Annotated in this window: 4 protein-coding genes and 1 pseudogene; all 5 read right to left on the minus strand. The window is 63.9% G+C overall.

Going from position 1 to position 4,869, the window contains the following annotated elements; translation table 11 throughout:
• Positions 1-703: pseudogene (locus tag CK944_RS21410) on the minus strand (IS5 family transposase); the annotation flags it as partial.
• Between the two features lie 266 nt (positions 704-969).
• On the minus strand, positions 970-1,458 hold the full coding sequence (locus CK944_RS21415) for a DUF421 domain-containing protein (protein WP_239986204.1): 489 nt from the start codon (positions 1,456-1,458) through the stop codon (positions 970-972).
• Positions 1,459-1,545: 87 nt separating this feature from the next.
• Positions 1,546-3,561 carry a pyrroloquinoline quinone-dependent dehydrogenase gene (locus tag CK944_RS21420; protein WP_239986205.1) on the minus strand — a complete coding sequence of 672 codons (2,016 nt, stop codon included), beginning with the start codon at positions 3,559-3,561 and terminating at the stop codon, positions 1,546-1,548.
• Between the two features lie 201 nt (positions 3,562-3,762).
• Positions 3,763-4,155: a glucose dehydrogenase gene (locus CK944_RS21425; protein ID WP_239986206.1), complete on the minus strand. Its 393-nt coding sequence runs from the start codon at positions 4,153-4,155 to the stop codon at positions 3,763-3,765.
• A 57-nt stretch (positions 4,156-4,212) separates the two neighbouring features.
• Positions 4,213-4,389 (minus strand): hypothetical protein, encoded by a 177-nt coding sequence (locus CK944_RS23445; protein WP_158248115.1) that lies wholly within the window; start codon positions 4,387-4,389, stop codon positions 4,213-4,215.
• Positions 4,390-4,869 lie beyond the last annotated feature (480 nt).

Genomic DNA, 4,869 nt, shown 5'->3' on the forward strand with positions numbered 1-4,869 from the left:
CGGTAAACCCGGGGCGGTTCAGGACTGTCCTTCTTCCAGGGCTTGGCGTTGCGCCTGGGCGGGATGATGGCTTCTGCTCCACGGTCGGCGATGGCGTCGCGGCAGGCGCGGCCGTCATAGGCGCCGTCGGCCGTCACCGAGGCGATCGGCTCGCCCTCGGGGATCTGCGACAACAGGCCGGGCAGCATCGGCGCGTCGCCGACGCCGCTGCCGGTGATTTCGACCGCTCGCACCTCGAGCGTCGCTTCGTCCACCGCCAGGTGCACCTTGCGCCAGACGCGCCGCCTGGCCCCGCCGTGCTTGCGCGCGTGCCACTCGCCCTCGCCCCGAACCTTGATGCCGGTGCTGTCCACGAGCAGGTGCAGCGGGCCGCCCGAGCCCCGGTAGGGCAGTTGCACGGCGAGCGTCTTCTGGCGTCGGCAGAGCGTCGAATAGTCCGGCACCGGCCAGTCCAGACCAGCTAGCTTCAGCAAGCTCGCGACGAAGCCGGTCGCTTGCCTCAGTGGCAGGCCGAACAGGACCTTCACCGTCAGGCACGCTTGGATCGCCGCATCGCTGTAGACCGGCTGCGCGCCGCGCTTGCCGGATGGTGCCGCATGCCAGGACGTTGACGGGTCGAACCAGACGGTCAGCGCTTACACAGCGCGGCGTTGTAGGACCACCAGTTCAGGGTGCGGTAGCGGATCGGCGCGGGCTTGGACATGCCGCTCAGCTATGTCGCTTAACCCGCGATGTGAATCCGGGGCAGCCTTCGTGCAACAAGGTCCCATGAACGCACGATGATCCTTATGACAGCCTGAACCCATCGTCACCACGGCTGTCGGGATCGAATTTACTGAGCTCAGGTCGCTTGCCTATGGTGATGTGTTCGATATCTTTGGCGGCGAACGCGGCATGAACTCCGCAGCTCCTGTTGGAAATCTTGCCAAGCGATGCCAGGCATCTACTGCATTGTCTTTTCGCCAAGCCCTATCCGCGAGAGGAAAGCATGACGCTGAGAGTGCCGTCGCTTTCCAGCACCACCGCCTCGACCTCATCCAGATCCTGGCCCCCGCTGGCGCGCACGGCGCTCATCGCCTCGTCCCGGGTGCTCCGCTCGCGCCGCATGGCTGCGTCGCAGAATTGCCCAGACCGGATCAGAAGGGTGGGCTCGGACCGGACCGCCTTGGCAAAGGCCTTCCAGCGGACCGAAGTGAAGGCCACAAGGAACTGCATGGCGATGAGAAGCCCCAGGGCGACCGCCCCCTCGGCCAGGGCGATGGATTCCTGCAGCAGGATGGCCGAGAGCGTCGAGCAGAGGGCAACCGTCACCACCAGATCGAACGCATTCAGCTTGGCAAGCGTGCGCTTGCCCGAGATGCGCAGGAACAGGATCAGCGTCACATAGGCCAGAACGCCCACGACAAGCGTTCGCACGATCCCTTCCCAGTTCTGGAACAGCATGTTCTTCCAGTTCAAGGCGAGCCTCTTTTCGTGCACTCGGGACAGCAGGCGCTGCGATGGCAGGCAGAATACCGGGCCCGGCAGCAAGAGCCCGGCATTCGATCATTCGGGCAGGCGATAGGCGATGATGTAATCGCCGATCGGCGTTTCCATGAAGTGATGACCTGTCGCGGCAATCAGGACATATTGCTGCCCGTCCACCTCGTAAGAAATGGGATTGGCCTGTCCTCCAGCGGGCAGCACGTCCTGCCACACAGTCTCGCCTGTCTCGATGTCAATGGCGCGGAACAGGTTGTCGGTCGCGGCTGCAATGAAAATCAGCCCGCCGGCCGTGACGACCGAGCCACCGTTGTTGGGCGTGCCGATCTTAAAGGGCAGCATCGAGGGAATGCCGAAGGGACCATTGCGCCGCGCGGTGCCGATGGGCGTGTCCCAGAGCGTCTCGCCGGTGTTCAGGTCGATGGCGCGGATCCCGCCATAAGGGGGACGGGTACAAGGCACGCCGGTGACGTCATTGCGCCAGCCCGCGTTTACGTCGATGGCATAGGGGGCGCCCGCCTGCGGATCGCCCGCGCCCTCGGCCCCTCCCACATCCGCGTTCTCGCCGGCCTCACCGCCCTGCGGCTGCTCGTTGATCGGGCGCAGGCCCATTTCGTCGGCTTCCTCGCGCGGGATCAGGCGGTTGTAGTTCGGCACATCGTTGTAGTTGGCAACAATGATGTTGCGATCCGTATCGACCGCAACCGAACCCCAGTCCGATCCGCCGTTATAGCCGGGATACTGGATCCAGCGCTGATCGGCGGTCGGCGGCGTGTAGAAGCCTTGATAGCCGGCGCGGCGGAACTGAATGCGGCACCACAACTGGTCGATGGGGGTGAAGCCCCACATGTCCTTTTCAACCAACTCGTCCTTGCGCAGCGTGTGCCACTCGGACGTGGGTTGCACATCCGAGATGTAGTCAGGCTCGACGCTGGGATCTTGGGGTGTCTCGATCTCTCCGACCGGCGTCAGCGGCTCGCCCGTGGCACGGTCGAGGATGTAGATGTCGCCCTGCTTGGATGGCAGCAGGATTGCGGGTGTGGTCTCTCCCTCGCCCGTGGGAAAGTCCAGCAAGGTCGCCTGACTGCCCAGATCATAGTCCCAAACATCGTTGTAAACGGTTTGGAAGTCCCAGACCGGCTCGCCCGTCAGCGCGTTCAGCGCAACAAGTCCTGTTGCCCACTGGTTCTCCAGTTCCGAGCGGTTGGAACCGTAGTAATCGACAGAGGAATTGCCCATCGGCAAATAGACAAGGCCCAGTTTCTCGTCAGCGGTGGCGGTGGTCCACATGTTGGGCGTGCCGCGGGTATAGGTCTCGCCTTCCGGCGGCTGGCCGTGTTCACCGGGCCTGCCCAGATCCCAGGCCCACAGGAACGCGCCCGTGACCGCGTCAAAACCGCGGATCACGCCGGAGGGCGCGTCTTCAGCCTGCCCGTCCTTGACCTGGGCGCCGGTGACGACCACGCCGCGCACGATGGCCGGAGGCGCGGTGACGGCATACCAGCCGGGCACCTTCTCGCCGATGTTCTGCCACAGATCGACCTGGCCATTCTCGCCGAAGTCCGCACATGGCTGGCCGGTGCGCAGATCAACCGCAATCAGCCGGGCGTCAAGGGTGCCTTCGATGACGCGGGTCTTGCACTGCGCGTCGTCAGGCAGGCCGGGCGCGGTATAGGCCGACACACCGCGGCAGGACGCGGAATAGGGGATGGCGTCGTTGCTGACCTGCGGGTCGTAGCGCCAGTTCTCCTCGCCCGTGGCAGCGTCGATGGCGATCAGGATGTTCTTGGCCGAACACATCACCAACTGGTCGCCGATCTTCAGGGGCGTAGTCTCGGCCGCATACTTGCCCTCGGCGCTGCCGGTCGGCATGTCGCCGGTGCGATAAATGAAGGCGCGTTCCAGCTGATCCACGTTGTCGCGGGTGATCTGGTCCAGGGGCGAATAGCGCGTCGCCTGAGCATCGCCGCCCCAGAACGGCCAGTCGGCACCGATCTCAGGCTGAGGCCGGGGGGCGCGGTTGCCCTGATCCGTCTGCTGACCCGTGGCGGCCTCGGCGGTTTCTTCGCCGGCCGGCATGGCAGCAGGGGACCTTTCCAAGGACGGGCTGCCTGTCGCAGGCGTTTCGCTAGGGGCCTGAGTGGGAGCCGTGGGCTGGTCCGTGGGCTGAGGGGCAGGCTCGGTCGCAGGGGGTGTTTGCGACAAGGCAGGCAAGGCGGTCGATGTCGCAACAATGGCGAAAACCGAGGCGGACAGCAGGAGATTATGCATGGCGATGTCTCAGCGCTTGCTGCGGCTGCCAAGGGCAATGGCAGTGGGCAGGATCAGGACCAGAACGACAGTCGGGGCGACAAGGCGCGGGACCTGCGCCCACCAGTCGGTGCCGACCTCCCAGAAAGCCCAGATCACCGTGGCCATCCAGACCAGCCCATACACCGGCAGCGCATCGCCGGGACTTGTGATCAGCAACCATGCCGTCATCAGCAGCCCGGCTCCCGCCAAGGCATAGTACCAGCTGCCCCCGAGGAAGATCAGCCACACGCCGCCGACAAACAGCGCCAGCCCGAACAGCGTCAGCACCATGGCAAGGATGATTGCAAAGATCCACCACCCGCCGCCGCGCAGGTGGTCCGACCCGCGCAAGCGCAAGGTATCGGCACGATGATTGGCCATGATTGCTCCTTCCGAGATGTCGAGCCCTGGTCCGGCAACGGGCTGGTGATGCCCAGATCAACCCGAGCAGTGGACAGGTGTTCCCAAAAGCGTGAACGTGATTGTCCGTTCATCAGTGTGGTTGTGAAATATCATCAGTTCGCAAAGCATCCCGTCCTTGGCCTCTGCCTCGATAGCCGTATTCAGATTTAACACAGCTGTTTGAATAGCATCGACATGATCCTGATCTGTCATTGTTACTCCCTCAGAATGAGGTCGAAGTATAGTGCGCCTCCGCCTGGTGCATAAGACTCAGCCCGGTCGATCGCATAATCTGTGCTGCCGATGCGCAGCCGGTCGGCTGGCATGGGCGTAGTGCCCTCGGCTGCCATAATCTCGCGCCGGTCGCCCGCTTGGTCAAAGCGGCCGTTGATCAGGTCAGGGGCCACCGTGTCGCCTTAGCTCGTAAAGGTGGAGGTCCCTTGACACGTGTCGGAGCGGGCACGCAGGTCCGGGCCGTTCTTGAGCAAGGCAGCCAGCGTTGACCGGGCCATGCCGAAGTGATCGGCGATCCGGTCGGGCGTCAGGTAAGCTGCCAGGCTTCAAGCTGAACCGTCCGCAAGGGATCGTTGAGAGGACGGCCTTGTTGCCCCTGAACAGGCCCGCTGAAGGCCAGCATTTGCTGGCAGCGCGAAATCTCAGATGNAGTTGAGCCATGACACAGATTTTGATCGG

It is taken from the genome of Paracoccus sp. SY, assembly GCF_002901215.1.
Lineage (GTDB): Bacteria > Pseudomonadota > Alphaproteobacteria > Rhodobacterales > Rhodobacteraceae > Paracoccus > Paracoccus acridae.

What these genes read in the sequence shown, in the direction of transcription:
- CK944_RS21425 (WP_239986206.1), bottom strand. Translation starts at nt 4,155, where the DNA reads ATGGCCAATCATCGTGCCGATACCTTGCGCTTGCGCGGGTCGGACCAC.
- CK944_RS21420 (WP_239986205.1), bottom strand. Translation starts at nt 3,561, where the DNA reads ATGCCGGCCGGCGAAGAAACCGCCGAGGCCGCCACGGGTCAGCAGACG.
- CK944_RS23445 (WP_158248115.1), bottom strand. Translation starts at nt 4,389, where the DNA reads ATGACAGATCAGGATCATGTCGATGCTATTCAAACAGCTGTGTTAAAT.